The organism is Streptomyces lasiicapitis (genome assembly GCF_014646335.1).
In the GTDB taxonomy this organism is placed as follows: Bacteria; Actinomycetota; Actinomycetes; order Streptomycetales; family Streptomycetaceae; genus Streptomyces; species Streptomyces lasiicapitis.
The window spans coordinates 474,730-500,034 of sequence record NZ_BMNG01000002.1 but is presented as its reverse complement, the minus strand read 5'-3'; the positions used below and the strand labels follow the sequence as shown (position 1 = coordinate 500,034).

Here is a 25,305-nt window from a genome sequence, read left to right as displayed (position 1 = left end):
CCATCCGATCAGAAGGTAGGGACGAGTGATCGAGGCGTCTTTCACCACCGCGGACCTGCCCGCGCGGGAGCGGTTCGAAGGCTGGCACGAGCTGGCCTGCCGCGTGCTCATCCCGACGCACGTGCGCTGCGACGACGAAGCGGACTTCGAGGCCTCGGTTCTGCTGCGCGGCTCGGACACGGTCCAGCTCTCGTCCGGGAAGGTGCGGTCGTTCCACGCGGAGCGCACCCAGAAGCTCGTACGCCAGTCGGATCCGGAACGGTACGTGCTCGATGCCGTCCGGACCGGTAGCGCCGGCATCAGCCAAGGCGACCAGGAGACCACCCTCAAAGCCGGTGACCTGGTCCTGACCGACTCCTCGCTGCCGTTCCGGGCACGGCACAGGACCGGCACGCACGAGACCCTCGCCGTCCCCAAGGCCCTCCTGCCGTTCCCCGCGGCGGAGATGGCCCCACTGATGGCCCGCGGCCTCCCCGGAGACACGGGCATCGGCGCGGTCCTCTCCCACTGCCTGCACGAGGCCGTAAGGCCGGGCACCCGGTACCGGGCCGCGGACATCCTCCGTCTCCTCGACATCGCCACGGAGCTGCTGACCACCCTGCTCGCCCACGAACTCCACACCCTCCACGCACTCCCACCCGAGAGCCACCAACAGGCCCTGCTGGCCCGCATCCAGTCCTTCATCCACCACCACCTCGCCGACCCGGCCCTCTGCCCCCAGGCAGTGGCCGACGCCCATCACATCTCCCTGCGCCGCCTCCAACAGGTCCTGGCCACGGCGGGCATGACCCCCGCGACCCTGATCCGGCGCAAGCGCCTGGAGCGATGCCGACGCGCCCTGGCAGACCCCGCGCAGAGCGCCCGCACCATCCAGACGATCGCCGCCCGCTGGGGCTTCACCAACCACGCCCATTTCACGCGGCTCTTCCGCACCGCGTACGGGATGTCGCCCAGCGAATACCGGGCTGCCCACAGCACGCTCGTGCGCGAACCGGCAAGGGCGTTGCACGAATAGGCAACGACATGCCGGGGCGACTCTGACGTTGGTGCAGGCCACTCACACAGTTGGGACCTTGTGAAGTGCACGGGGCCATGGTGCCTGCAGCGCTCGTTCGCGAGTGAGAGAAGCGGCAGCCACAGCCACGGGGCCGACGGGCCCGGGACCCGCGGCGAGCGGGCCCCGGGCTCCGAACGCCCGGCACGGGCACGAAGATCGCAGGTGGGGGCAGGTGCGCCGGCCCCCGGCGGGTAGGGCAGGATGGGCCGCCGTGTCGCCGGGCGCGGAAGTGCGCCGGTGGGCACGGAGCGAACCGGCCGACCACGGGAGCCCATTGATGGACCGAGCCCTCACCCTGCACGACTGGACGATCGCCGGCGTCGCCGTGGTCTCCGGACTCGCCGCGGCGCTGCTGCTGCGGGCCACGCTGCGCTGGCTCGGGGTGCGGGCGAGCCGTACCCGGTGGGGCGGGGACGACGTGATCGTCGACGCCGCCCGCGCCTTCATACCGTGCGCGGCGATCGCGGGCGGCCTCGCCGCGGCCGCCGCCGCGCTGCCGCTGACCCCGCACACGGGACGCACCGTCACCCTCGTCCTGTCGGCGCTGCTCATCCTCGCGGCGACGGTCACCGCGGCCCGGATCGTCGCGGGGCTCGTGAAGTCCCTGGCCCAGTCACGCTCCGGCGTGGCGGGCTCGGCGACCATATTCGTGAACATCAGTCGCGTGATCGTGCTCGCCATCGGGTTCCTGGTGGTGCTGCAGACGCTCGGTGTATCCATCGCTCCGCTGCTCACCGCTCTCGGTGTGGGTGGCCTCGCCGTCGCGCTCGCGCTCCAGGACACCCTCGCGAACCTCTTCGCGGGCGTGCACATCCTCGCCGCCAAGACCGTGCAGCCCGGCGACTACATCGAGCTGACCAGCGGCGAGGAGGGGTACGTCGTCGACATCAACTGGCGCAACACCGTGGTGCGCAACCTCTCCAACAACCTCGTCATCATCCCCAACGCCAAGCTCGCGGGCACCAACATGACCAACTACACCCGCCCCGAGCAGGAGTTGTCGATCATGGTGCAGGCGGGTGTCGGTTACGACGCCGACCTCGACCACGTCGAGAAGGTCACCGTCGAGGTCGTCGACGAGGTGATGACGGAGATCACCGGCGCCGTCCCCGACCACGAGGCGGCCATCCGCTTCCACACCTTCGGCGACTCCCGGATCGGCTTCACGGTGATCCTGGGCGTCGGCGAGTTCAGCGACCAGTACCGGATCAAGCACGAGTTCATCAAGCGGCTGCACCGCCGCTACCGCGCCGAGGGCATCCCCGTCCCCGCGCCCACCCGGACGGTGACCGTGCGGCAGGGGGAGCTTCCCGTGGTGATCCCGCACCAGCGGGACTCGTCGCCCAAGCCGGTGCCCAAGCCGGTGCCGAAGCCGACGCCGCGCGGCGACGCCCCGGTCTGACCCGAGTCCTCGGACACAGTTCTCAAAGGCCCTTGTATAAGGGGGCGTTGGGGGGCCGCGAAAGCCCCGTAGGGGAGCAAAACCAGTCGCATATGACGAGTGCGCATGACGGGTGCCGCGGGCCGGAGGGCCGTACAGCCCGTTGTACACGGGCAGACGTCCGCTCCTCCGCTTGCAGTGTTCGGTTATTTCCGGCCTAGTGCTAAAAGTAGTTGAAAAGTTACGCCTTGTGGTCACGGAACCGCATGAAGACGATCGGCCCTGCCCTTGCCCGTCTTCGAGGAGGTTCCCGTGACCGTCAACGACCGCCTGTCGCTCTCTCCGGATGCAGCACGGCAACTCGCGACCGCCACCAAGACCGCGCCGCAGATGCGCGGCACCACGCCCCGCTATCTGCTGCGCGCCCTGCCCTGGGTCGACCTCAAGTCCGGCGTGTACCGCGTGAACCGGCGCCGTACCTTCGTGCTCGGCGACGACCGCATCGCCACCCACAACGACGGCGGCTCGCCCCGCGTCGTCCCCGGCGACCTGCGCGAACTGCCCTACCTGCGGGACGCCGAGGACTCCTGCCTGAACGAGCTCGCGGGCGCGTTCACCGAGGTGCACTTCGAGTCCGGGCAGGTCCTCGCCCAGGAGGGCGACCCCGCCGAGCGGCTGTGGATCATCGTGCAGGGCCGCGCCGAGAAGCGCGTGACCGGGCGGTACGGCGAGGAACAGCTCATCGAGGTCATAGGCGACGGCCAGTTCTTCGACCTGGGCGCCTGGTCGCGCGAGGAGCCGACGCCGTACCGCGTCAAGGCCCTCACGCCCGGCACCGCCCTGTGCGCCGAGCGGAGCGCCCTCGCGGGGCTCGCCGAGCGCGACGAGCGGGTGCGGAACTCCCTGACCGCGTACGTCTCCGGCAACGGCGTAAGGCCCGGCGGCGAGGTGCCCGTCGACCTCACGGCCGGCCACGTCGGCGAGCCCGACCTGCCCGCCACGTACGTCGACTACGAGGACGCGCCCCGCGAGTACCACATGACGCTCGCGCAGACCGTCCTGCGCGTCCACACCCGCGTCCACGACGTCTACAGCGGCGACGTCGACCAGACCCGCCAGCAGGCGCTGCTCACCATCGAGGCGCTGCGCGAGCGGCAGGAGTCGGCGCTGCTCAACCACCCGGAGTTCGGCCTGTTCCACAATGTCGCGCCGGGCCAGCGGGTACAGACGCGCACCGGCTCGCCGACCCCCGACGACCTGGACGAGCTCCTGTCGCGGGTGTGGAAGCAGCCCAGCTTCTTCCTCGCGCACCCGAAGGCCATCGCCGCGTTCGGCCGCGAATGTACGCGGCGGGGCGTGCCCCCGGTGACCGACAGCAGGTTCGGCAGTCCGCTGCTCACCTGGCGCGGTGTGCCGCTGCTCCCGTCCGACAAGGTGCCGTTCAGCAACGGCGCCGGCTCCAACGGCTCGGCCGCCGCCGTCGGCACCACGGAGATCCTGCTCATGCGGATGGGCGAGGCCGACCGTGGCGTGGTCGGGCTGCGGCCCGCCGAGGTCGCCGACGAGGTCGAACCCGGCCTGTCCATGCGGAACATGGGCACCGACCAGAAGGGCATCACCTCGCACCTGTTGACGGCGTACTTCAACACGGCGGTGCTCGTCGAGGACGCCATCGCGGTGCTCCGCAACGTCGAGGTGAACAACTACCATGACTACTCCTGATCTCAGGTCGCTGCTGCGGGCTCCTGAGCAGGCGCCGTCCGTGCCCGCTGTGTCATCGCCCGCTGTGCCGTCCGTGCCGGCTGTGCCGTCTGTGCCCGCGGCACCGGCGGCGGCCACGGCCGCCGTGCCGACGGCGGCGCCGGTGATGCCCACGATGCCCGCCACCGGCGCGGCGGCGGCGCCCGCGGAGGTCCCGACGACACCCCCGGCGGAGGTCCCGACGACGCCCACGACGGCGGTCCCGGCAACACCTCCGGCGGAGGTCCCCGGCCTCCCCACCACCGCCCAACCAGGCGTGTTCTCCCCGGAGTCCGCCCGCAAGGACGTCCCGATCCTGCACCGCACCGTCAACGGCCAGCCGCTGGTGTGGCTCGACAACGGCGCGACCACGCAGAAGCCACGCCAGGTGATCGAGGCCGTGAGCGCGTACTACAGCGCGGCGAACTCCAACATCCACCGCGGCGCGCACACCATGGCCCGCGAGGCCACGGAGCTGTACGAGGCGGGGCGCAACGCGGTCGCCCAGTTCCTGGGGGCGCCGTCGCCCGACACGGTCATGTTCGTGCGGGGCACCACCGAGGCCATCAACCTGGTGGCGCAGAGCTGGGGCCGCGGCCACCTCGGCCCCGGTGACGACATCCTCGTACCCGTCCTTGAGCACCACTCGGACATCGTGCCCTGGCAGTTGATCGCGGAGGAGACCCGCGCGCGGGTCGTCCCCGTGCCGCTGACGCCGGACGGCGACATCGACCAGGACGCGTACGCCGACCTGCTCTCCGCCCGCACCCAGATGGTCGTGGTGAGCCAGGCGTCGAACGTGCTCGGCACCGTGCCCCCGGTGCGCGAGATGACGGCCCTCGCCCACCGCTACGGCGCGAAGGTGCTGGTGGACGGCGCGCAGGCGGTGGCCCACATGCCCGTGGACGTACAGGAGTTGGGGGCGGACTTCTACGCCTTCTCCGGGCACAAGCTGTTCGCTCCGACGGGCATCGGCGCCCTGTACGCGACGCCCGAGGCGATGGCGGAGATGCGGCCGTGGCAGGGCGGCGGCAACATGATCGAATCGGTGAGCTTCGAGCGGACGACGTTCGCGCCGATGCCGCACATGATGGAGGCGGGCACCGGTCACATCTCGGGCGTGGTCGGCCTGCTGGCCGCGATCGACTGGCTGCGCGGCTTCGACCAGCAGGCCGTGGCGGCGTACGAACAGGCGCTGATGTCGTACGCGATGCAGGCGATGGCTACCGTGCCGGGCCTGGAGGTGATCGGCTCGGCGGCGGAGCGGATCGCGGTCATGACGTTCACGCTGGCGGGCCACGATCCGGCGTCGGTCGCGAACTGGCTCGACAAGGACGGGATCGCCGTCCGCGCGGGCCATCACTGCGCGCAGCCCGCGCTCGCGCACTACGGCCTGGAGTCCGCGGCCCGCGCGTCGTTCGCGCTGTACAACACGTCCGGGGAGGTGGACCAGTTGGTGGCGTCCCTGCGGCGGCTCCAAGAGGCCGGTCCAGGCGCCGAGAAGGCGTAGGCGGCTCCCGTTCGGGACCCGGTGGCCGTCAGCCGGTGGGGCGGCGGCTCCGGGTCCTGAAGTGGAACACGATCAGTCCGACGACGGCGAAGGACGCCGCCCAGATCAGGCCGAGCCCGAGATAGCGCCACAGGACGGTGTCGCCGAGCGAGCCGCCGACGGAGAACTGCATCGGCCCGAACGACGGGAAGTACTGCAGGACCGGCTTGTTGGCGGCCGGGTTGCCGAGCGGGTTCTGCAGGAACGTGTCGGTGAGCCCGCCCATGATGATCAGGAAGAAGCCCTCCAGGTCGTTCTTGACCAGCACGCCGAGCAGCAGCCCGAGCGAGCCGTAGGTGAGGGTCATGGTGACGAACCCGGCGAGGATCGTGGCCCAGCCGGTGAATCCCGGGCGCCAGTACACGAGCAGCGCGAGGGCGGTGTAGAGCGCGATCGTGCCCGCGACGATGCCGATGGCGAGCATCTTGGCGCCGATGAGGGTGGACTGCCGGAACCCGGCGAAGGCGAGCCGCCTGTCGAAGGCCAGGGCCTTGCGGACGGCGTCGAAGACCACGAACCCGGCGATCATCGTGAGGGAGTTGAGCCCGGCGGTGATCAGCGTGATGTGCTTGCCGTTGACGCTGAGCATCTCGCCCGTCGCGTACAGCTTGAAGTCAAGGCCCTTGTCGCCCGCGATCGACGTCATCAGCAGGTACCAGAGCGGCACGAACAGGACGAGGAGCAGCGCGGCGAGGCGGTTGCGGCTCTGCTCGCGTACGGAGAACTTCAGCGCGGTCGGGAACTGGCCGAACAGCGGGGTGCCCTTCAGGGCGTCAGGCGCCGACATGGGTGCGCTCCTTCACTGCCGTACGCGGCGTCAGGCGCCCGTCGACGAGGTCGGCGAGGACGTCGAAGCGCTCCTGCTCGAAGACGAGGTGGGTGATGACGACGACGGCCTTGTCCCGCTCGTGCAGCTGGTCGACCAGGTCCCAGAAGCGCAGGTACGTCTCCCAGTCGAAGCCCTGGTACGGCTCGTCGAGCAGGAGCACGTCCGGGTCGTGGAGGAGGGCGAGCGTCAGGTTGAGCTTCTGCCGGGTGCCGCCGGAGAGGTCGCCCGCGGCGGCTTCGCGGTACTTGTCGTAGCCGAGCAGCTTCACCAGTTCGTCCGCGCGCTCCAGGCTGCTCAGCCTGTGGGCGGCGGCGAAGTACTGGAGGTGCTGGTCGACGGTGAGGTTGAGGTTGAGTACGGGGTCCTGCGGGCAGTAGCCGAGCTCGCCGCTCAGGCGGACCTCGCCCTCGTCGACGGGGAGCGTGCCCGCGATCGCCTTCAGGAGCGTCGACTTGCCGGAGCCGTTCTCGCCGACCACGGCGACCAGTTGGCCCGGTTCGACCGTGAGGTCCGCGCCGCGCAACACCTGATGTCTGCCGAACGCCTTGTGGATGTCCCGGGCGGCGAGTGCGGGCTCGCGCTCTGTCGTCATGCCTGGCCTCCTTCTGCTTGCGGTGCCGGGGGGTCCGCGTCCGCTTGGGGTTCCGGGGGGTCCGCGTTCAGGCCGGCCGCGTAGATGGTCAGCAGCTCGGGGCCGAGTCGGGCGAGGCCGGCCGCGGAGAGCGGGTCCACGCCGAGGACCGCGGTGAGCTGGTCGCGCAGCAGGAACACCGAGAGGTCGTTGACAAGCAGCAGCGCGGCGCGGACCTGCGGGTCGTTGCCGCGCGACGCGGCCCCGGACTCGGCGAGGGCGTCCAGGGTCTCCCTGCTCACCGCGTACAGGCGGCGGAACAGGCCGCGGCCCGCGTCCGTGTTGGACAGCAGCAGCCTGCGCAGATAGCCGGGCAGCGGCGAGCCGACCGGCAGGTGCCGCAGGAAGACCTCGCCGAGGGTGGCCGTCGCGGCCCCCGTCCCCTCGAACGCCCCCGACCCGTCGCCGGTCAGCTCGCTGAGCAGGCCCTCGAAGACCGTGAGGACGTACTGATCGACCTCCTGGCGCAGGTTGTCCTTGGACCGGAAGTGGTGCACCACGAGCCCCGGCGAGACGCCCGCCGCGGTCGCGATCTGCCGGATGGTGACGACTTCGGGGCCGTGCTCGGCGAACAGCCGCAGGGCCTCGTCGCGGATGACGGCCCGCGTGGTGCGGTCGTCAGGCATTGAACGCATGTACAGCAGACTAAACACTCGTTCAGCGATCTGTCCAGTGCGCGCCCAGTGCGGGCGGAACGCGGGGCTCCGGAGGCCCCTGGGGGAACGCGGGGCTCTTGGGGCGGCGCCCGTCGGCCGTCCGTTGAGGTAGCGGGCGCGGCGCCTCAACGGATGATGGATGCGGTGCTCCGGAAATTGATCGGGACATGTGTGCGGGAAACCCGTCAGGCGGTCGATGACATCGCGACGCCACGCCTGCGAAACTCGTGCCCAGCCGAAAAGAGGGGGTCAAGAAGAGGGCGCCGAGGGGGGCCGGGCACCTTCTTCTCTTCGCGCGACGAGTGCTGCCCTTTGCTGTCCAGTGATGCCATTTGCTGCCACCGGGGGGAACTTCATGCACATCAATATCCTGGGGCCCGTTTCCGTGGCCACGGACGGAAAGCGCACCGGAATACAGGCGAACAAGGTAAGGGCCATGCTGGCCACACTCGCCCTCGACGCGGGCCGGGCGGTCTCGCACGGCGACCTCGCCGACGAACTGTGGGCGGGGCAGCCACTGGGCAACACCCGCAACGCACTGCAGGCGCACGCCACCCGGCTGCGCAAGGCGCTCGACGACGGTCGCCCACCGGAGCGCGGCACGGCGGTGCTCCGCGCGGTGCGCGGCGGCTATCTGCTGGACGTGCCGCCCGGCTGTGTGGACGGCAACCGGTTCCTCGACCTGGCCACACGTGGCGCCGCGGCGCTGCCGGTGGCACCGGAGCGCGCGATCGAGCTGCTCCAGGCCGGTCTGGAGCTGTGGCACGGGCCCGCGCTGCTCGACGCGGGCGACGGGCTGCGGTGCCGGGGCGCGGCCGCGCTCTTCGACGAACGGCGGCTCACCGTCTGGGAGGACCTGGTGCGCGCCCGGCTCGCGGCCGGCGAGGCCTCGCGCGCGGTGGCCGAGCTGCGTCGCCTGGTGGCCGAGCATCCGCTGCGCGAGCGCTTCTGCGAACTGCTGATGCTCGCCCTCTACCGGACGGGGCGGCAGGCGGACGCCCTGGAGTTGTTCCACGCGACGCGGCGGCGGCTCGACGAGGAGTTGGGCGTACGGCCGGGAATCGTGCTGCAGCGCCGGCACACCGAAATCCTGTCCCAGGATCCGGCGCTTTCTCTCTCAACTGTCACTGCCGCCACATGAAACGCCGACAGAATTTCCTTGCCTCTTGAAACATCCGCCCCGCAAGTAATTGCACCCGGAAGTAGATGCGCGCGCCCTCGCCCTTTCCCTCCCGCCGTTCCGGCGGGCCGCCGACGACCGCAGGAGCAGCCGCGTGACTACGTCCGATTCGCCCCACGGGGAGCCGGTCGCGATCGTGGGGATCGCGGAGCTGGATCCGGCGGCCCTCGACGACATCGTGGTCGACGTCGCCCGGTACGGCATACCGCCGATGCAGGCCCGGTCCATGAACCGGATGCAGCTTCTGATGCTGGAGGCGGCGCGCCGGTGTCTGGCCGACGCGGGCCATCCGGCGCGGCCGCTCCCCGCCGAGCGCACCGACGTCGTGACGGGGCTCTGCTTCGCCCTCGACCGGCAGCACGCCAACGCCCTGCGCGTCGAACTCCCCCGCTACGCCCGGGAGGTGGAGCGCGCGGCGGCCGCGGCGGGCGCCGACCCGGACAGCGCGGCGCGCGCCGGGGAGGAGTTGCGCGGGCTGCTGACACGGCGGCTCGGCGGGTCGCCGCACGACCGGGTCGGCGAGATGGCCAGCACGATCCCCGCGCGGATCGCGGCCGCCTTCAAGCTCCGGGGCCGCACCCTCGCCGTGGAGTCGGCGGAGGCCACGTCGTTCGTCGCCCTCGCCCACGCGACGGTCCAGCTCCGCGCGGAGGTGTCGGACGCGGTCCTTGTGCTCGCGGGGCAGCGCCGCGAGAGCGCGTATGTGGCGGCGGCGCTGGCGGCGAAGGAGGGCGGGGCGGGCGTCCGGCCGCTCACCGAGGGCGTCGGCGCGGTGCTGCTCAAGCGGCTCTCCGACGCCGTGCGTGATCAGGACCGTGTGTACGCCACGATCCTCGACTGCACCTTGCGTCACGATCCCCGGCCCGGGTGCTTCCGCCCGTCCCCGTCCGTCGAGTTGTGGCAGCGGACGGCCGCGGAGTCGCTGCGGGCGGCGGGAGTCGCTGCGGACACCGTTCAGTACGTGGAGGGGGTGGGCGCCGCTGTCCCGGGCGGGGCGGACGGCGCGGCGGGCGTCGAGTATGGCGACGTCGTGTCCGGCCTCGGCGACGGTCGCGCCTTCGCCCATGCGGGGCTCGCCTCCGTCACCAAAGTCGCCCTGGCCTTGCGTGGATGCCGATATCCGGGCCAACTGTCCGATTCTGACGGCGAGTTGGGTGATACGTCCGAGCCAGGGACTCCATGGCAGACAGGTGTACGGGACGGTGTGCCCCGGCGGGCCGTCGTGCACGGCGCCTCACTCACCGGGACGTTCTGTCATCTCGTGCTGGAGGAACACTCCGAGCCCGGGGCACCGGCCGAAGGGCGAACAGGTACCGAGGTGCGCCCCGCCGTCCGGAACCGCTCGCGCCGTCCCTGGGCCGCCGCCGCACGCGCCGTGCCCATCGCCGTCGTCGGGCTCGGCGGGCGGTTCGCCGGAGCGCCGGACGCGCGCGGGTTCTGGCGTGTCGTGTGCTCGGGCCGCACCCGCATCGGGCCGGTCCCGGACACAGTGCTCGACCGGGAGCTCTCCCACTCCCCCGGCGCCCTCAGCCTCACCCACACGTACACCGACCAGGGCGGCCACGTACCCGTACCCGACGAGCCGCCCGAGGACCTGGCGGTGCTGCCCCAGCGCTACGCCACCCTCGACGGCGCCCAGCGACTCGCGCTCACCGTCGCCGCGGAGTTGTTCTCGCAGCAGAGCCCGAGCCAGGGACAGGGGCAAGGACAGGGGCAGGGGCGGGGCGGGCGCGGCGTCGTCGCGATCGGCGGCACGCTCGGGCCCCCGCGGGAGCGCCGCGCCCACACGGACCTCGTACTCGGCGGCCTGGACGACACGGTCACCGGACTCGCGGCGCTGGACGGGCTCTCGGCCCTGCAGAAGAAGCGGCTCCTGGAGCGGTTGCGGGAGCGGAGCGGTCAGGGCGACGGCGCTCTGCCGCCCGCGCTCCTCGACGGCTGTCTGGCCAGCGGCGTCGCCGCGCTGCTCGCCAACGAGTACGGACTGCGCGCGGTGCCCCTCGCCGTTGAGGCGGCCTGCGCGTCCTCGCTCGCCGCGCTCGACATCGCCGTCGGCGCGCTGCGCTCGGGCGCGGCGGACTACGCGGTGGCGGGCGGAGTCGAACTGGCTTGCAACGTACGGGACATGGTGCTGTGCTCGGCGCTCGGCCTCCTCTCGCACAGCAGGAACGCCCCCTTCGACGCGGGCGCCGACGGCTTCACGCCCGGCGACGGCTGCGGTCTCTTCCTCCTGAAGCGGTACGACGACGCGCTGCGCGACGGCGACACCGTCCACGGCCTGATCCGTGGCATCGGCGCCTCCAACGACGCCAAGTCGCTCATCGCCCCCGACGTCGCGGGCCAGGTACGCGCCATGCAACGCGCCTTCGCCCAGGTCGACTTCGAGCCCTGCACGGTCGACTACCTGGAGGCACACGGCACCGGCACGAAGGTCGGCGACCGCGTCGAGATCGCCGCGGCGGGCCGCCTGTACGCGGGCGGCCCGCGCGCGGAACCGCTGCGCATCGGCTCGGCGAAGTCCTTCTTCGGGCACACCTTCGCGGCGGCGGGCAGCGCCGGGCTGCTGCGTACGCTGCTCGCCCTGCGGGCAGGCACGCTGCCGCCCAACACGCTGCTGCGGACGCTGAATCCGGCCCTGGACCTGGCCGCCATCCCAGCCGAGATCGCCACCCGGCCCGAGCCGTGGACCCGGCCCCCGGGCCGACCGCGACGGGCCGCCGTCAGCTCCTTCGGCACGGGCGGCATCAACTACCACGTCCTCGTAGAAGAGCACCGAGAGCACTGAGAGCGCTGCGAAGGCCGCCCAGATCGACATGAAGGGCCCGACCACGATGACCTTCACCTTCGGCACCGATGACGACCCCGCCGCCGACATCAAGACCACCGAGGCCACCGAGACCGCCGAGATGTGCCGCGCCGTCGAGCGCTTCGCGCGGCGCGAACTCGGCTTCGTACCACCGTCGTTGGACCGCGACGAGTTCCGGCGGCGCTGGCTGCTCGCGGGCCGCCAGGGCCTGGTCGGCAGCGTGGTGCCGGAGGCCTACGGCGGCAGCGGTCTGGACGCGGTCAGTGCCGCGGCGGTCCTGGAGGCGCTCGGGTACGGCAGCCCGGACACCGGGTTCGCGTTCTCCGTCGCCGCGCATCTGTTCGCCGCGGTGATGCCGGTCGTGGAGTTCGGCACGGAGGAGCAGAAGCGCCGCTGGCTGCCCGCGCTCTGCTCGGGCGAGCGGATCGCGGCGCACGGCATCACGGAGCCCGAGGCCGGTTCGGACACCCTCGCCCTGCGGACCCGGGCCGTGCGCGAGGGCGATCACTACGTCCTCGACGGGGCCAAGGCGTTCACGACGAACGCGCCCGTGGCGGACGTCTTCGTGGTGCAGGCGGCGACGGCGCCCGGCGGCGGCTACTTCGGCCTGACGGCGTTCGTCGTCGAGGCCGACACGCCGGGGCTCACGGTCGGGCCTCCGTACGACAAGGTGGGGCTGCGCGGCTCGCCGACGGCCGATGTGCGCCTCGACGGATGCGTGGTGCCGGCGAGCCATGTCCTCGGTGCCGAGGGCGCGGGGGCCGCGGTGTTCGCGGGGTCCATGAAGTGGGAGCGGACCTGCCTGTTCGCGGTCTATCTCGGGGCGATGCGGCGCGTCCTGGAGTCCACGGTCGCGTACGTCAAGGAGCGCGAGCAGTTCGGTGTGCCGATCGGCGGCTTCCAGGCGGTGAGTCACCGCGTCGTCGACATGACGCTGGCTCTGGAGTCGGCGCGGCTGCTGCTGTACAAGGCGGCGCGGGGCCTGGCGCGGGGCAGTGAGGACGAGGTCGCGCCCGCCCTGGCGAAGCTCGCGGTGAGCGAGGCCGCCGTACGGATCGGTCTCGACGCGGTCCAACTGCGGGGCGCGCTCGGCGTTCTGACGGGTGGTGACGCGGAGGCGCTGCTGCGGGACGCGCTGCCGTCGCGGATCTTCTCCGGCACGAACGAGATCCAGAAGAACAACATCGCCCGCGCGCTCGGCCTGGGCGGCACCCGCCGCCCGGCCCGCCGGCGCCGACGGGCCCAAAACCCACCACCCACCAGTTGACGGGATGCCCTCACCATGACCTACACCCCAGCCCGTGCCGCGGCTTCCGCCGTCATCGTGCACCGCATCCGCCTCCACGACGGCGTGGACCCGGAGCGCTTCGAGACCTGGGTGCGGGACGTCGACTACGCGACCTGCCCGCGGCTGCCCGCTGTCGTGTCGTTCGCCGTGCAGCGCGTCACGGACGCCGAAGCCGCCGCGTCCGGCGAGTACTTCGAGATCATCGAAGTGACGAGTCGCGCGGACTTCGAGCGCGATATGCGGTCCGAGCCCTTTCACCGGCTGGTCCGCGATTTCGACAAGATAGCCGCGGTGGTGGCCGAGTTGACGGGCGATCGGGTGGGATCGGGATACCGGGCCCGGTGATTTTGCGAACCGGAAAGGCGGGGCGGCCGCGCCGCGAAATCCGGGCCGCGGAAACCGACTGCGGAACCCGGCCGCGAGAAACCGGACCGTCGGATGAATATGATTCAACCTTTCCGAACGGCCGGACCGGTTTCGTTCACCCCTCTTGTCCGCGCAATTCAGCGGTCCTTCCAATTGCCGCCATCAATCCGGTTTCATAGGCGATGGCGACGGCCTGGGCGCGTGTGCTCACGCCCATCTTCCGGAGCACGTGGTGCACATGGGATCTGACGGTCGCGAGGGACACGGAGAGTTTCTCGGCGACTTCCGCGTTGGACTTGCCCTGGGCGAGCAGCACGATCACCTCGGACTCGCGCGGGGTGAGCTCGGCGGCCATGCGGGCGGTGCGGCGCGAGCAGCCCTGCTGCGGCAGGTGCTCCAGGGTGCGGCGGGCGGCGGCCGGCATCACCATCGTGGCGCCCGCGCTGACCGTGCGCAGCACGTGGATGAGGTCGTCCGCCGACGAGTCCGGGGCGAGGACCGCTCTGACGCCGACGCACAGGGCCTCGACGGAGCGGTGCGCGGACTCGGCCTTGGCGATGAGGATGATCTTCGTCAGTTCGGCCAGCTCAGCGAGCTCGCGCTTGTCCTCAAGGCCGAGCGCCGGGGCCACCACGATCATGACGTGGGGTGCCATCTCGGCGACGGCCGCGGCGGATTCACGGCCGGTGGTGAAGCCCGTGACGTCGATGTCCGGCTGCTGATCGAGCAGCGCGCGCATCGCCGCGGACATGATCGACTCGTCGCAGCACACCAGGACGCGGATCTTCATGGGTCGCCGCCTCACCGCATCCCGCCCGGCGGCGGGCCGCCGCCGCGTCGGTCGCGACGCACCGCGCCTCCGGTCACGGCATCACGCCCGGCCGGACCGGCCTCCCGGGCCCGACGGTGACTTCCGGCAGGTGCTCCTCGCAGCAGTGCTCCTTGCAGCAGTTCGCCATCTCGCCGCCCCCCTGGGAATGACACGCCCATGTGCCTTCGGGTACCCCTCGTAGCCGCTGCCCTTATTGGCATCCGTCGACGTGTCTGTCGGCGCAGCCCGCCGGCACATCCGTCAACGCATCCGTCTTCCGTTCGAATCCGCGTTTCCCCTGTCCTGCTTCCTCCTCTCCCGGCATATCAGGGCAGGCACGCGGGCGCGGCATATTCCGTCCGCACTGCAACAGTATGTGGGCGCAACTGGCTTCTGGGCGAGCTTTATAGGAAGAACCATGAAAATGGCTCGAAACGGAGCGGAGCGAATCTCTCAGATCGTCCGCAGGGATGCGTCGGCGGGGCGGCGCGGCGAGACGGGGAACTCGGTGGCGGGCCACCCGAGGCGGCTCATGAAGAACGCGCGCCCCGCGATGCCGAGCCTCGACTGGAGCGCGGTGCGCAGATCGTCGTGTTGGAGTACGACGCTCACGGGGTGCAGGACGAGTCCGGCGCCGGTCGCGCACAGCCAGTAATCGGCCAGTCGCGCACCGCCCTTGACGGCGTCGGCGAGCGTCGGTTCCGTACGCGCGAAGCTCATGGCGACCACGACGGGGGTGGGCCGCACGAGGTGGGCGAGCCGGCTGGCGAGGAGGCGGTGGTAGCCGACGTGGCTCAGGATCCGCATCGTCGCGGGCGCGAGGGCGGCGCGCATCACCTGCCGGTGCGGCCATGGCAGTGGCCCGAACAGCCGGTCGATGGCGAACCCGTCGCCCCGCGCGGCGGCCTCGATCTCGTTGGACCGCAGATACGCGTGGGTCTCGCGCCACGCCGCGCGGTGCCGGAAGTCGCGGCCGCCGTGCCGGGCGACGAAGTCCGCGAACGCCGCGCGGTCGGCGCCGGAGGTCAGATGCCGCACGGTCACGTCGGCCCCGCGTGCCGCGGCGGCGCCGGACGGGGTCAACAGGCCGTCCAGCAGAGCGGGTTGGACGGGGTGGGGGCGGTAGGGGGCACGGTTGGTGCGGCGCGCGCGGGCTGCGGCGCTCAGGGTGCGCAGTTCCTCGGCGTGCTCCGCTCCCGCCGGGACGGCGCGCAGCCGGGCGACGCACAGGGCCGCCCAGGACCGCGGCCAGGCGGCCCCTGGCAGCTCGGCCCCGCGCACCGGCTCCGCGTCCGCCGGGCCCTCCGCGAAGCGCAGCGCGTCGACGGTCCAGCCCTGGGCGTCCAGGGCGCGCAGCAGGAGCTGCCAGTGGAGGCCGCAGCTCAGCAGCATCTCCACGGCGTGCGCGGGCAGCGACCGCAGGCTGCGTGAGCGGTCGAGGCCCAGGACGAGATAGCGGTACGTTCCGTCGCCGCTGCCGTCCTCGGGGGTACGGGCACACGGCACGAGGTCGCCACCGGGCTCCGCGTCACCCACCAGCCGCGCGGCCGCCGCACGGGACGCCGGGCTCCTGGCCCACGCCACGGCCCAGGGCTGGCAGTTGTGGGAGGAGGGACTGAGGACGGCGATACGGGCGGCGGTTTGGAGGGCGGTGGTGAAGTCGGTGGGGGTGGTGGGGGGTGCGGGGGTGGGGGGTGCGGGCGGGTCGGTGGGGGCGGGCTTGCTGGTGAGCGTGGGCTTGCCGGAGGGGGCGGGCTTGCCAGTCGGCGCAGGCGCACCGGTGAACGTGGGCGTGCCGGTCGGGGCCGGGGTGGGGGCGCCGCCCGGGGACGCGGCCCGGTCTGTGGTCATCGTCGTGTTCTCCTCAGCTCCGCACGAGGGCAGTTACGTTCAGCTCCGCACCGGCGCGAGATGATTCAGGTCCGCACCAGCGCGCGTTGGTCCATCTCCGCACCGGAGCGAACCGGTTCGGCTCCGCACCAGCGCAAGTCGGTTCTGCTCCGCACCGGAGCACTGACGGCCAGCTCCGCACCGGAGCGCTTGCGTTCAGCGCCACACCGGAGCACCGTCGTTCAGGTCCGCACCGGAGCACCGTCCTTCAGCTCCACACCGGAGCGCATACGTTCAACTCCACACCGAAGCACCGTCCTTCAGATCCGCGCCGGAGAACCATCCTTCAGCTCCGCACCACCGCGAGCGAGTTCACCTCCGCCCCAGACAGGCAGCGTTCAGCTCCACAGCAGAGCCAGCGAGTACCCGTCCACCTCTCTCGCCCAGCTGTCCAAGCGGGCCGCGTCAGCGCCAGGGGCGTGGCGGCGCAGTCCAGGGCCGGGGCGCCAGCAGAAGCGGCCGTCGGGGTGCCACGCCGTGAGTTCCACCTCGCGGGTGTCGACGCGCAGGCCGAAGCCGAAGTGTTTGAGCACCGCCTCCTTGCAGGCCCAGCGCAGCGGCAGCGGCATGGTGGCGAGTACCGGGCAGCCGGGGGCCGTGAGGGTCAGCAACTGGGCCAGTTCCCTTGGCAGTTGGCGGGTGCGTTCGAGGTCGATGCCGAGCGGTCGGGGCCCGCACGCGGCCACCGCCAGGTCGCCCGAGTGCGTGAGGCCGACCTCCACGGGGGCGTTCACGGTGGGCTTGCCGGCCCGGATGCCCCGGGCCACCGCGCCGACGCGCACCTCGCGCGTGGGCACCCACACCCCGCCGTGCCGCCGCAGATAGGCACTCACGCCGTGCTTGACGGCGAGGCGCCCGGCCAGCCACTCCAACCGCCGCTTGGGAATGGGGAGTTCGGCGGCACGGGCCCGCTCCTCGGCGCTCAGATGGCGCTTCTGGATCGCCGCGCGGTCCGCGTCGGCACGGGCCCGTATCCAGGCGATGGACACGACGGCGAGGGTCAGGGGGCCGCGTGCGTGGGTCACGCGCAGGGGCCGGGCGGGGTCGAGGACGACGGCGCCGTCGAGCCGGGGTGCGGCGGTGCGGGCGAGGAGGGGCATGGGGTTCAGCGGGCCACGGGCGGCGGAAGGAGGAAGGGGTAGGTGCGGCGCCGCACCTTGCGGTGCCAGAGGCGGTCGGCGGCGCGCAGCCGCTGGATCAGCTCCCACATCCGCGCGTCGGCGCGGTAGTACGCGGCGACCTCCGCGGCCGTGAGGGGCTGCGCGAGGCGGGCGTTGGCCTGCTCCAGGAACGCGGGGATCAGCCCGTCGAGGCGTTCCTTGTGGAGGTTGCCGAGGAAGTCGAGCAGCACGCCGCGGGTCGCGTAGAACTTGTCGAAGATCGAGCCGGCCATGGACAGGCGCACGGCGTCGCGCAGGACCCAGGGCAGCGACGTGAAGAAGAGGCGCACGTCGAGACGTTCCCGGCCGCGCGCGTCACGCATCAGCGGAGTGGTGACGTCCAGGTACGTCAACTCCCCTTCTTGGTCTATCCAGTTGGAGGCCTGCGCGTCCAGGCCGAGCCCGGCGTGCACGGTCGCGTCGACGCGGTCGAGGAAGCGGGCGAAGAAGTTCTTCGCCCAGACCTCGTCCTCGCTGTGCAGGAGCCGCGAGCACAGCCGCTCGGACGGCAGCTCCCGCTGCACGCAGTACGCGGTGACCCGCCCGGACGGCGCCCGGGTGTGCCACACCTCGGTGGGCGCGACGGCGAGCCCGCGGTCCGCGAGGCGGCGCAGATACTCGTCGAGCGACCCGCGGTAGCTCTCGAAGCGGCGCTGGTCGGGGAAGACGGGCAGGCGCTTGCAGGCGTACGACCCCCCGTCGGTGCGCAGCCGCAGGACGAGGGTGATCTCGCCGTAGCCGAGCACGTCGAGGGCGCTGTCGTCGGCGGTGCGCAGGGCCTGGCGGACCTGCGACTCCAGGTGCTCCAGGGCGGCGTGCGGGACGGTGAAGGTCATGGGGTGCGCTCGCTCTCGTGTCCGGTGGGCCAAGGGCCGGTGAGCCGGTCGCGAGGACCGGAGGACCAGAAGCCGGTGGCCCGGCGGGCGCGGCCGTCACCTCTCACGCCGCCGTCACCACCAGCACGGCGTTCTGCCCGCCGAAGCCGAAGGAGTTGCTGACGGCCACGTCCAGCGCGCGTGCGCGCGGCGCGCCGGTGACGACGTCGAGGTCGACGTCCGGGTCCTGGTGGTCGAGGTTGGCGGTGGGCGGCACGGTGCCGTGCTGCACGGCGAGTACGGTCAGCGCGGCCTCGATCGCACCGGCCGCGCCCAGGGTGTGCCCGAGCACGCCCTTCGTGGAGGTGACGGCCGCGCCCGCCCCGAGGAACTTGCGCAGGACCGCGGCCTCGGCCGCGTCGTTGAGCGGCGTGGACGTGCCGTGCGCGTTGACGTGGTCGACCTCGTCCGGCATGACGCCGGCCCGCGCGAGCGCCGTACGCAGGGCGAGGAGCACACCCGTGCCCTGCGGGTCGGGCGCGGTCATGTGGTGCGCGTCCGCCGACGCGCCGTACCCGGCGAGGCGGGCGCGGACGCCCGCGCCCCGCGCGCGGGCGTCCGCCGCGCGCTCCAGGACGAGCATGCCGCTGCCCTCGCCGATGACGAACCCGTCCCGGTCCCGGTCGAACGGCCGGGACGCCGCCGCGGGTTCCCCGAGCCGCCGGGACAGCGCGCCCATCTGCGCGAAGCCCGTCACCATCAGCGGCGTCACACCGGCCTCTCCGCCGCCCGCGATCACCACGTCACAGCTCCGGTCGCGCAGCAGGGCGAGCGCCGTGCCGATCGCGGTGGCACCGGACGCGCAGGCCGTCGCCGTCACCAGGTTCGGCCCCGTCGCCCCCAGGTCCATCGCGAGATGCCCGGCGACCATGTTCGGTACGAGCATGGGGATGAGGAGCGCCGACACCGCCTGCGGACCGTCGTCCAGCATGCGGCGGTGCTGCGCCTCCCACGTCGCGACCCCGCCGAGACCGCAGCCCACGACGACGCCGACGCGGGCACCGTCCCAGGTCCGCGGGTCGAGACCGCTGTCCGCGACGGCCTCGCGGGCGGCGGCGATCGACAGCTGGCTGAACCGGTCGTGCGTCAACGAGCTGCGCCGGCCCACGTGTTGGCGGGCCGAGAAGCCGGGCACCGTGCAGGAGATGTCCACGGGCAGGCCCGCGAGGCCGGGATCGGTGGCGGCTGCGGACTCTCCCCGGCACACCCCTGCCCAGGTCGCGTCCACGCCGATACCGGCGGCGGTGACGAGTCCGAGGCCGGTGACGACGACGTCCGCCTCGCGGGCGGGTGCGGGCGCCGTCATGAGGCGACCGGCTCGCGCCGGACGACCTGGACGACTTCGCACTGGATGTCCTGGGTGACTTCGCGCCGGATGACCTGGATGACAAGGAGCGGCTCGACCGGCCTGTCGTACGTCGCGCTCATGGAATGCGCCCCACCTCTCGGTCGCCTGGCGTCGAGTCTGCGGTCCGCGCCTGACCGGCCACGCCGCCGGACGCTGACCGATGACTGACCACACGGGCACGCGGGCCGCGCGGCAGGGCACTTCCGGTCCCGATCAGCGCGCGGTCAGCGAGCCGTCAGCACGCGTGACCGTGCCCCGTCAGCCCGCCGGGCGAGACTCGGTGTCCCTGGTGGTCTCGGCGCCGCGTCACCTCGCGGCCCGGACACGTACGCCGGATACGTACGTACGCGGACACCGCGCCACCACGAATCCGCACCGCACCAACGTCCTGCCGTCCCGGAGACCGAGGAGCACGTGTGACCGCACCCCCACCGAGCCGTCCGGCGCCGCACCGGGCCGCGGTGCTCACCGGGGTCGGCGGCTGTCTGCCGCCGACCGCCGTCAGCAACGACGAACTGGCCGCCCGCCTCGACAGCTCCGACGCCTGGATCCGCTCCCGCACCGGGATCCGGCAGCGGTACTTCGCCTCGCCCGGCACCGCCACCTCCGACCTCGCCGTCGGCGCGGGCGCACGGGCCCTGAAGTCGTCCGGCACCCCCGACGTGGACGCCGTGCTGCTCGCCACCACCACACCGGACCGGCCGTGCCCGGCGACCGCGCCCGCCGTCGCGGCCCGGCTCGGCCTGACCGGCACCGCCGCCTTCGACGTGTCCGCGGTCTGCACGGGCTTCGTGTACGCCCTGGCCACGGCGGCCGGGCTGATCGCCACCTGCGCCGCCGACCGCGTCCTGGTCATCGGCGCGGAGACGTTCTCCACTCTCCTCGACCCGGACGACCGGTCCACCTCGGTGATCTTCGGCGACGGCGCGGGCGCGGTGGTGCTGCGGGCCGGCGACGCCGAGGAGCCGGGCGCGCTCGGTCCTTTCGACCTGGGCAGCGACGGCGGCCGTGAGGACCTGATCACGGTGGCGGCGGGCGGCTCGCGGCAGCGGCTCTCCGGCGTCGCGCCGAAGTCCGCCGACCGGTACTTCGCCATGGCGGGCAAGGACGTGTTCCGGCACGCGGTGCAGCGCATGTCCGCGTCGGCGCGGGCCGTCCTCGCGCGCGCCGGGTGGGAGCCTGGGGACGTCGACCACCTGGTCGGCCACCAGGCCAACCTGCGCATCACCAACCACGTGGCCGACGAGGTGGGCATCCCGCGGGCGCGCTGCTTCAGCAACATCGCCGACGTCGGCAACACCGCCGCCGCGTCCATCCCGCTCGCCCTGGACCAGGCCCACGCCGACGGCGTCCTGCGCGCGGGCGGACGGGTGCTGCTCACCGCGTTCGGCGGCGGGCTCACCTGGGGGTCGACGGTCCTGACCTGGCCGGAGCTCGACCGCCCTTGAGGACTCGCCCCGCCTCGACTGCCCCCTGAGAACGCGCCCGACCCCGCCCTACCTCGCACGACAAGGAGAACCGCATGAGCGAGACGTACGACAGGCTGGTCGATCTGCTGGTCGACCGCTTCGAGGTGGACCGCGCGGAGATCGGCCCCGACACCAAGTTCGAGGACCTCGACATGGACTCGTTGTTCCTGGTCGAGCTGCTCCTCGTCATCCAGTCCGAGTTCAAGGTCTCGATCGCGGAGGACGCGGCGACCCCGGGCGACACCGTCACGGCGGTGGCCGGGCTCATCGAGGACCGGCGCCTCCTGGCGGCCCGCGGCGCCCCCGCGGCGCAGTCCACCGGAGAGCGGGCGTAGGGCGGCCATGAGCACCGAGCAGTCGATCATCAACTACATCGCCGACGTCTGGCTCGACGGCGACACCGAAGGCCTCGACGCCGACCTCCCCATCGCCGAGCTCAACATCATCGACTCGGCCGGGATCTTCGACCTCGTGCACTACCTGCAGAGCGACTTCCGCGTCACCGTTCCGCTGCGCGAGATCTCCCCGGCGAACTTCCGGACCGTCGACTCCATAGCCGCGCTCGTCGAGCGGCTGCGGGCCGAAGAAGCCGTCGCGGCAGCCGCCGAGAAGGCCACCGCGGAAGCCGTCGAAGGGGAGAGTGTGCGATGACCGATGTCGCGGCAGGCACCGTCCACCGGCAGATCGTGGACATCGTGGCCTCGCGGACCCTGTACGACGAGTCGTATCTGCTGCCCGAGAGCCACTTCGAGGCCGATCTCGGCATCGACTCCGTCATCTTCGAGTCCATTGTGGCGGCGGTACGGGAGCGCTTCGCGCTCGACGCGGCGCTGCCCGCGGGGCTCGCGACGATCGGCGAGCTGGCCGCCGCCGTCGAGGAGGCGCTGGCTGCGGGGGGCGGCGGTGCACCGGCCGTGGCCGTGTCCGACGGCCACGCCCCGGACTCCGGCGCCGCCGACCCCGTACAAGAAGCCGTCGTCCGTGCCGCCATGCGCCACACCCAGTACGAGCGCGAACAGCTGCCCCTGGACGCGGACTTCGAGAGCGAGCTCGGCATCGACTCCGTGGTCCTCGTGTCGATCGTGGCCGACTGCGCCCGCGAACTCGCCCTGCCCGACAATGTCGCGGGCAAGGTCACCGCGCCGACACTGCGCGAACTGATCGCGGAACTCCGGGTGTTCGCGGCAGCGCAGGGCGGCACAGCAGGCACAGCAGGGCAGGAGGGCACAGCCGCGGAGAAGCCCTCCCGCCCGGCCTGGGACAGCCGCTCCATGAAGGACTTCGTCGAGCAGCGCGACGGCGACCTGTTCGCCAAGACCCGCAGCTTCCGCGGCTACCTGCGCGGCCGCGAGGCGGAGCGGCTCTACTGGTACGGCATGCCGCTGCACTCCCGCTGCGGCAACAAGGCGCTCATCCTCGACGAACTCACGGGCCAGAAGCGTGAGTTCCTGATGTTCGCGTCCAACAACTACCTGGGCGTCGCCAACCACCCGAAGGTGATCGAGGCGGTCTGCGACGCCACCCGCCGCTACGGCGCCACGCACACCGGTTCGCGTTTCATCGGCGGCACGAACGCGCTGCACAAGGAGCTGGAGCGGCGCCTCGCGGCGTTCAAGGGCAGGCCGGCGTGCATCGTCTATCCGGGCGGGTACGCGGCCAACCTCGGCACCATCTCCGCGCTGGTCAAGAGCTACGACACGCTGGTCGTCGACAAGCTCAACCACATGAGCATCGTCGACGGCGCCCGGCTCTCGGGCTCCGTACGCAGGATCTACCAGCACAACGACATGGCGGACCTGGAGCGCATCCTCAAGCGCTGCGACGACCGCACGGCGGGCAGACTCATCGTCGCGGACGGCGTGTTCAGCATGCACGGCGACATCTGCGACCTGCCGGAGATCGTCAGGCTCGGCAGGGAGTACGGCGCCCGCGTCATGATCGACGACGCGCACGCGACGGGTGTGCTCGGCGAGCGCGGCTCGGGGACCGCCGAGCACTTCGGCCTCAAGGGCGAGGTCGATCTGGAGCTGGGCACGATGAGCAAGTCCCTCGCGGGCATGGGCGGTTTCGTCGTCGGCGAGGAGGACGTCGTCGAGTATCTGCGCTTCTACGCCCACTCCTATGTGTTCGCCGCCAACATCCCCGCCGGGGTCGCCGCCGGTCTCATCGCCTCGCTCGACGTCATCGAGGCGGAGCCGGAGCGGATCACCCGGCTCTGGTCCAACATCCGTTTCCTGCACCGCCAGTTGGCCGACGCGGGCTTCGACCTGGAGAACACCGAGAGCGCGATCCTGCCGCTGGTCATCGGCGACGAGCGCAGGGCCATGGAGATGGGGCGCGCCGTGCGGGCGCGCGGCCTGTTCTGCCAGACGGTGGTGTTCCCCGGCGTGCCGCTCGGCGACGCGCGGCTGCGGGTCAGCGTCACCTGCGAGCACACTCGCGAGGACCTGGAGGCGGCGGCGGGCATCTTCGTCGAGGCCGCCCGTGAGACCGGCGTACTGCCGTCGGCCGGGTGAGCGCCGTGACCGCCACGACCGCCCGGACCGGGCACCCCGACCACACCCGCCTCTCCGACGTGGCCCTGATCCGCGGGCCCTGGCCGCAGTCCGCCGAACAGGCCGCGCGCCCCGCCCTCGTCGGGCCCGGCGGGCGCACCTACGAGCAACTCGCGGCGCACGTCGCCGCCGTCGCCGCCGGACTGCTCGGCCTCGGCGCCGAGATCGGCGACCGCGTGGCGATCTGGACGGACAAGCAGCCGCGCTACGCCGAGGCGATCCTCGCCGCGCTGCACGCCGGTTGCGCGTACGTTCCGCTGGACGGCGGTCAGCCGGTGGCCCGCGTGGAGACGATCCTCGCGGACGCCGAGCCCGTCGCGCTCGTCACGGACCGCGGCCGTCTGGCGGCGCTCGCGGGGCGTCCGCTGCCCGCGTCGGTGCGGGTCGTCGTACTCACGGACGAGGGCCCGACGGAGGAGACGGGCCCGGAACCGGCGTCCGACACGGCGGCGGTGCCCGTCATCATCGAGTGGTCCGCCTTCACCTCCAGCGCCGCGGGCCACGTCGTCCTGCTTCCGCCCCTGGAGCGCGACGACCTCGCCGCGATCCTCTACACCTCCGGGTCGACCGGCACCCCCAAGGGCGTGCGCGTCACGTACCGGAATCTGGCGTGCTTCATCCGCTGGGCGCGCGACGAGCTGGACGTCGGGCCCGGCGACGTGTTCGCCAACCACGCCTCCTTCAACTTCGACCTGTCGACCTTCGACCTGTTCACCGCCCTGTCGGCGGGCGCGGGCGTGTGGATCGTGCCCGACGCGCAGACCCGCGACGTGGGCGCGCTCGCCGCCGGCATCCGCGAACACCGCGTCAGCGTCTGGTACTCCGTGCCGTCGGTCCTCCACCTCCTCACGGTGTCGGGCGCGCTCACCGACGAAACGGTGCGCGGTCTTCGGTACGTCCTGTTCGCGGGCGAGGTGTTCCCGATCCCCCAACTGCGGGCGCTGTACGAGCAGTTGGCGCCCGGCACCGGCCTGTACAACCTGTACGGGCCCACCGAGACCAACGTCTGCACGTACCACCGCGTACGTCCCGGGGACCTGTCGCGGCACGAACCCGTACCCATCGGCACGGCGCTGCCCGGCGCCAAGGTGTCCGTCGTCGACGACGCGGGCCGCGCGCTGCCGGGGCCCGGCGCGTTCGGCGAGCTGGTCGTCGAGGGCGACTGTGTCACCCCCGGCTACTGGCGCCGGGACTCCGAGCCCGCCGCGGCCGGACACCGCCGGGGGCGCCACGCCACCGGCGACCTCGTCAGCCAGGAGGACGGCGCCCTGGTCTACCGGGGCCGCAAGGACCGCATGGTGAAGCTCGCGGGCCACCGCGTGGAGCTGGGCGAGATCGAGGCGGCCGTGCTGCGCCATCCCGGCATCGCGCAGGCCGCGGCCGTGGTCCCCGACCCCGCCGGCGGATCCGGCACGAGCGATCCCGATGGATCCGACACCGGCGGCTCCGGCACCGGCGGGTCCGGCACCGGCGGGTCCGGCACCGGGATCGCCCTCTACTTCACCCTCAACGGCCGCACCCCGCGGCCCGGACTCATCGAGCTCAAGCGGCACTGCGCCCGGTACCTGCCCCGCTACATGGTGCCGCGCACGGCCACCTGCCTCGACGAGCTGCCGCGCAACGCCAACGGCAAGACCGACTACCAGCGCCTCGGCGGCGCGGCGCCCGCGTCCGCCCCTGCCCCGCGGGCCGTGCCCGGCGAGTGACGGAGACG

At 72.3% G+C, this 25,305-nt stretch carries 22 protein-coding genes; 13 read left to right on the top strand and 9 right to left on the bottom strand.

Annotated features, from left to right (window positions below; translation table 11 throughout):
* Positions 1 to 25: 25 nt before the first annotated feature.
* The 4 genes from IEY91_RS05510 (at position 26) to IEY91_RS05495 (ending at position 5,688) form a co-directional block, all read left to right on the top strand.
* Positions 26 to 1,015 (top strand): helix-turn-helix domain-containing protein, encoded by a 990-nt coding sequence (locus IEY91_RS05510; protein WP_189173067.1) that lies wholly within the window; start codon positions 26 to 28, stop codon positions 1,013 to 1,015.
* 319 nt (positions 1,016 to 1,334) lie between these two features.
* Positions 1,335 to 2,459, top strand: a complete 1,125-nt coding sequence (locus tag IEY91_RS05505; RefSeq protein ID WP_189173066.1) for a mechanosensitive ion channel family protein — start codon at positions 1,335 to 1,337, stop codon at positions 2,457 to 2,459.
* Positions 2,460 to 2,750: 291 nt separating this feature from the next.
* Complete coding sequence (locus tag IEY91_RS05500; RefSeq protein WP_189173065.1) at positions 2,751 to 4,160, top strand: family 2B encapsulin nanocompartment shell protein; 1,410 nt, start codon at positions 2,751 to 2,753, stop codon at positions 4,158 to 4,160.
* A complete protein-coding gene (locus IEY91_RS05495; RefSeq protein ID WP_189173064.1) occupies positions 4,147 to 5,688 on the top strand; it encodes a cysteine desulfurase in 1,542 nt (513 codons plus the stop codon). The genes IEY91_RS05500 and IEY91_RS05495 overlap by 14 nt, the downstream gene beginning before the upstream one ends.
* A gap of 28 nt (positions 5,689 to 5,716) precedes the next feature.
* On the opposite strand, the gene IEY91_RS05490 is transcribed toward IEY91_RS05495, so the two are convergent.
* The 3 genes from IEY91_RS05490 to IEY91_RS05480 are packed head-to-tail and all read right to left on the bottom strand — an operon-like array spanning position 5,717 to position 7,822.
* Positions 5,717 to 6,514 (bottom strand): hypothetical protein, encoded by a 798-nt coding sequence (locus IEY91_RS05490; protein ID WP_164318174.1) that lies wholly within the window; start codon positions 6,512 to 6,514, stop codon positions 5,717 to 5,719.
* Positions 6,501 to 7,148, bottom strand: coding sequence for an ABC transporter ATP-binding protein (locus IEY91_RS05485; RefSeq protein WP_164318175.1), 648 nt, complete (start codon positions 7,146 to 7,148; stop codon positions 6,501 to 6,503). The genes IEY91_RS05490 and IEY91_RS05485 overlap by 14 nt, the downstream gene beginning before the upstream one ends.
* A complete protein-coding gene (locus IEY91_RS05480) occupies positions 7,145 to 7,822 on the bottom strand; it encodes a TetR/AcrR family transcriptional regulator (RefSeq protein WP_189173063.1) in 678 nt (225 codons plus the stop codon). The genes IEY91_RS05485 and IEY91_RS05480 overlap by 4 nt, the downstream gene beginning before the upstream one ends.
* Positions 7,823 to 8,279: 457 nt before the next feature.
* Here IEY91_RS05480 and IEY91_RS05475 point away from each other — a divergent pair, with 457 nt between their 5' ends.
* The 4 genes from IEY91_RS05475 to IEY91_RS05460 all read left to right on the top strand — a co-directional run bounded on the left by IEY91_RS05475 (position 8,280) and on the right by IEY91_RS05460 (position 13,462).
* Entirely contained in the window at positions 8,280 to 8,984 is a 705-nt protein-coding gene (locus tag IEY91_RS05475; RefSeq protein WP_229696720.1) for an AfsR/SARP family transcriptional regulator, read from the top strand.
* A 133-nt stretch (positions 8,985 to 9,117) separates the two neighbouring features.
* Positions 9,118 to 11,808 carry a polyketide synthase gene (locus tag IEY91_RS05470; protein ID WP_229696719.1) on the top strand — a complete coding sequence of 897 codons (2,691 nt, stop codon included), beginning with the start codon at positions 9,118 to 9,120 and terminating at the stop codon, positions 11,806 to 11,808.
* 28 nt (positions 11,809 to 11,836) lie between these two features.
* Positions 11,837 to 13,096 (top strand): L-prolyl-[peptidyl-carrier protein] dehydrogenase, encoded by a 1,260-nt coding sequence (gene redW, locus IEY91_RS05465; protein ID WP_229696718.1) that lies wholly within the window; start codon positions 11,837 to 11,839, stop codon positions 13,094 to 13,096.
* Positions 13,097 to 13,111: 15 nt separating this feature from the next.
* Positions 13,112 to 13,462, top strand: a complete 351-nt coding sequence (locus IEY91_RS05460) for a RedY/HapK family protein (RefSeq protein ID WP_189173061.1) — start codon at positions 13,112 to 13,114, stop codon at positions 13,460 to 13,462.
* A 136-nt stretch (positions 13,463 to 13,598) separates the two neighbouring features.
* Here IEY91_RS05460 and IEY91_RS05455 read toward each other — a convergent pair whose 3' ends face one another.
* The 6 genes from IEY91_RS05455 to IEY91_RS42300 all read right to left on the bottom strand — a co-directional run bounded on the left by IEY91_RS05455 (position 13,599) and on the right by IEY91_RS42300 (position 19,647).
* Positions 13,599 to 14,273, bottom strand: coding sequence for a response regulator transcription factor (locus IEY91_RS05455; RefSeq protein ID WP_164318179.1), 675 nt, complete (start codon positions 14,271 to 14,273; stop codon positions 13,599 to 13,601).
* A gap of 474 nt (positions 14,274 to 14,747) precedes the next feature.
* Positions 14,748 to 16,145 carry a RedV protein gene (locus tag IEY91_RS05450; RefSeq protein WP_189173150.1) on the bottom strand — a complete coding sequence of 466 codons (1,398 nt, stop codon included), beginning with the start codon at positions 16,143 to 16,145 and terminating at the stop codon, positions 14,748 to 14,750.
* Positions 16,146 to 16,522: 377 nt separating this feature from the next.
* Positions 16,523 to 17,284: a 4'-phosphopantetheinyl transferase family protein gene (locus IEY91_RS05445; protein WP_164318180.1), complete on the bottom strand. Its 762-nt coding sequence runs from the start codon at positions 17,282 to 17,284 to the stop codon at positions 16,523 to 16,525.
* A 5-nt stretch (positions 17,285 to 17,289) separates the two neighbouring features.
* Complete coding sequence (locus tag IEY91_RS05440; protein ID WP_164318181.1) at positions 17,290 to 18,180, bottom strand: DUF6206 family protein; 891 nt, start codon at positions 18,178 to 18,180, stop codon at positions 17,290 to 17,292.
* 103 nt (positions 18,181 to 18,283) lie between these two features.
* Positions 18,284 to 19,525 (bottom strand): beta-ketoacyl-[acyl-carrier-protein] synthase family protein, encoded by a 1,242-nt coding sequence (locus tag IEY91_RS05435; RefSeq protein WP_189173060.1) that lies wholly within the window; start codon positions 19,523 to 19,525, stop codon positions 18,284 to 18,286.
* Positions 19,522 to 19,647: a hypothetical protein gene (locus tag IEY91_RS42300; RefSeq protein ID WP_268240852.1), complete on the bottom strand. Its 126-nt coding sequence runs from the start codon at positions 19,645 to 19,647 to the stop codon at positions 19,522 to 19,524. Before IEY91_RS42300 ends, IEY91_RS05435 begins: the two co-directional genes overlap by 4 nt.
* Before the next feature lie 336 nt (positions 19,648 to 19,983).
* Between IEY91_RS42300 and IEY91_RS05430 the strand changes: the two genes are divergently transcribed.
* From IEY91_RS05430 to IEY91_RS05410, 5 genes are all read left to right on the top strand, one after another.
* The gene (locus IEY91_RS05430; RefSeq protein WP_164318183.1) at positions 19,984 to 21,015 is read left to right on the top strand and encodes a beta-ketoacyl-ACP synthase III; all 1,032 of its coding nucleotides are present in this window, start codon (positions 19,984 to 19,986) and stop codon (positions 21,013 to 21,015) included.
* A gap of 74 nt (positions 21,016 to 21,089) precedes the next feature.
* Positions 21,090 to 21,371 (top strand): acyl carrier protein, encoded by a 282-nt coding sequence (locus IEY91_RS05425; protein ID WP_164318184.1) that lies wholly within the window; start codon positions 21,090 to 21,092, stop codon positions 21,369 to 21,371.
* A gap of 7 nt (positions 21,372 to 21,378) precedes the next feature.
* Positions 21,379 to 21,687: an acyl carrier protein gene (locus IEY91_RS05420; RefSeq protein ID WP_164318185.1), complete on the top strand. Its 309-nt coding sequence runs from the start codon at positions 21,379 to 21,381 to the stop codon at positions 21,685 to 21,687.
* Entirely contained in the window at positions 21,684 to 23,552 is a 1,869-nt protein-coding gene (locus IEY91_RS05415) for an aminotransferase class I/II-fold pyridoxal phosphate-dependent enzyme (protein ID WP_189173059.1), read from the top strand. The genes IEY91_RS05420 and IEY91_RS05415 overlap by 4 nt, the downstream gene beginning before the upstream one ends.
* Before the next feature lie 5 nt (positions 23,553 to 23,557).
* Entirely contained in the window at positions 23,558 to 25,297 is a 1,740-nt protein-coding gene (locus tag IEY91_RS05410) for an amino acid adenylation domain-containing protein (protein WP_229696717.1), read from the top strand.
* Positions 25,298 to 25,305 lie beyond the last annotated feature (8 nt).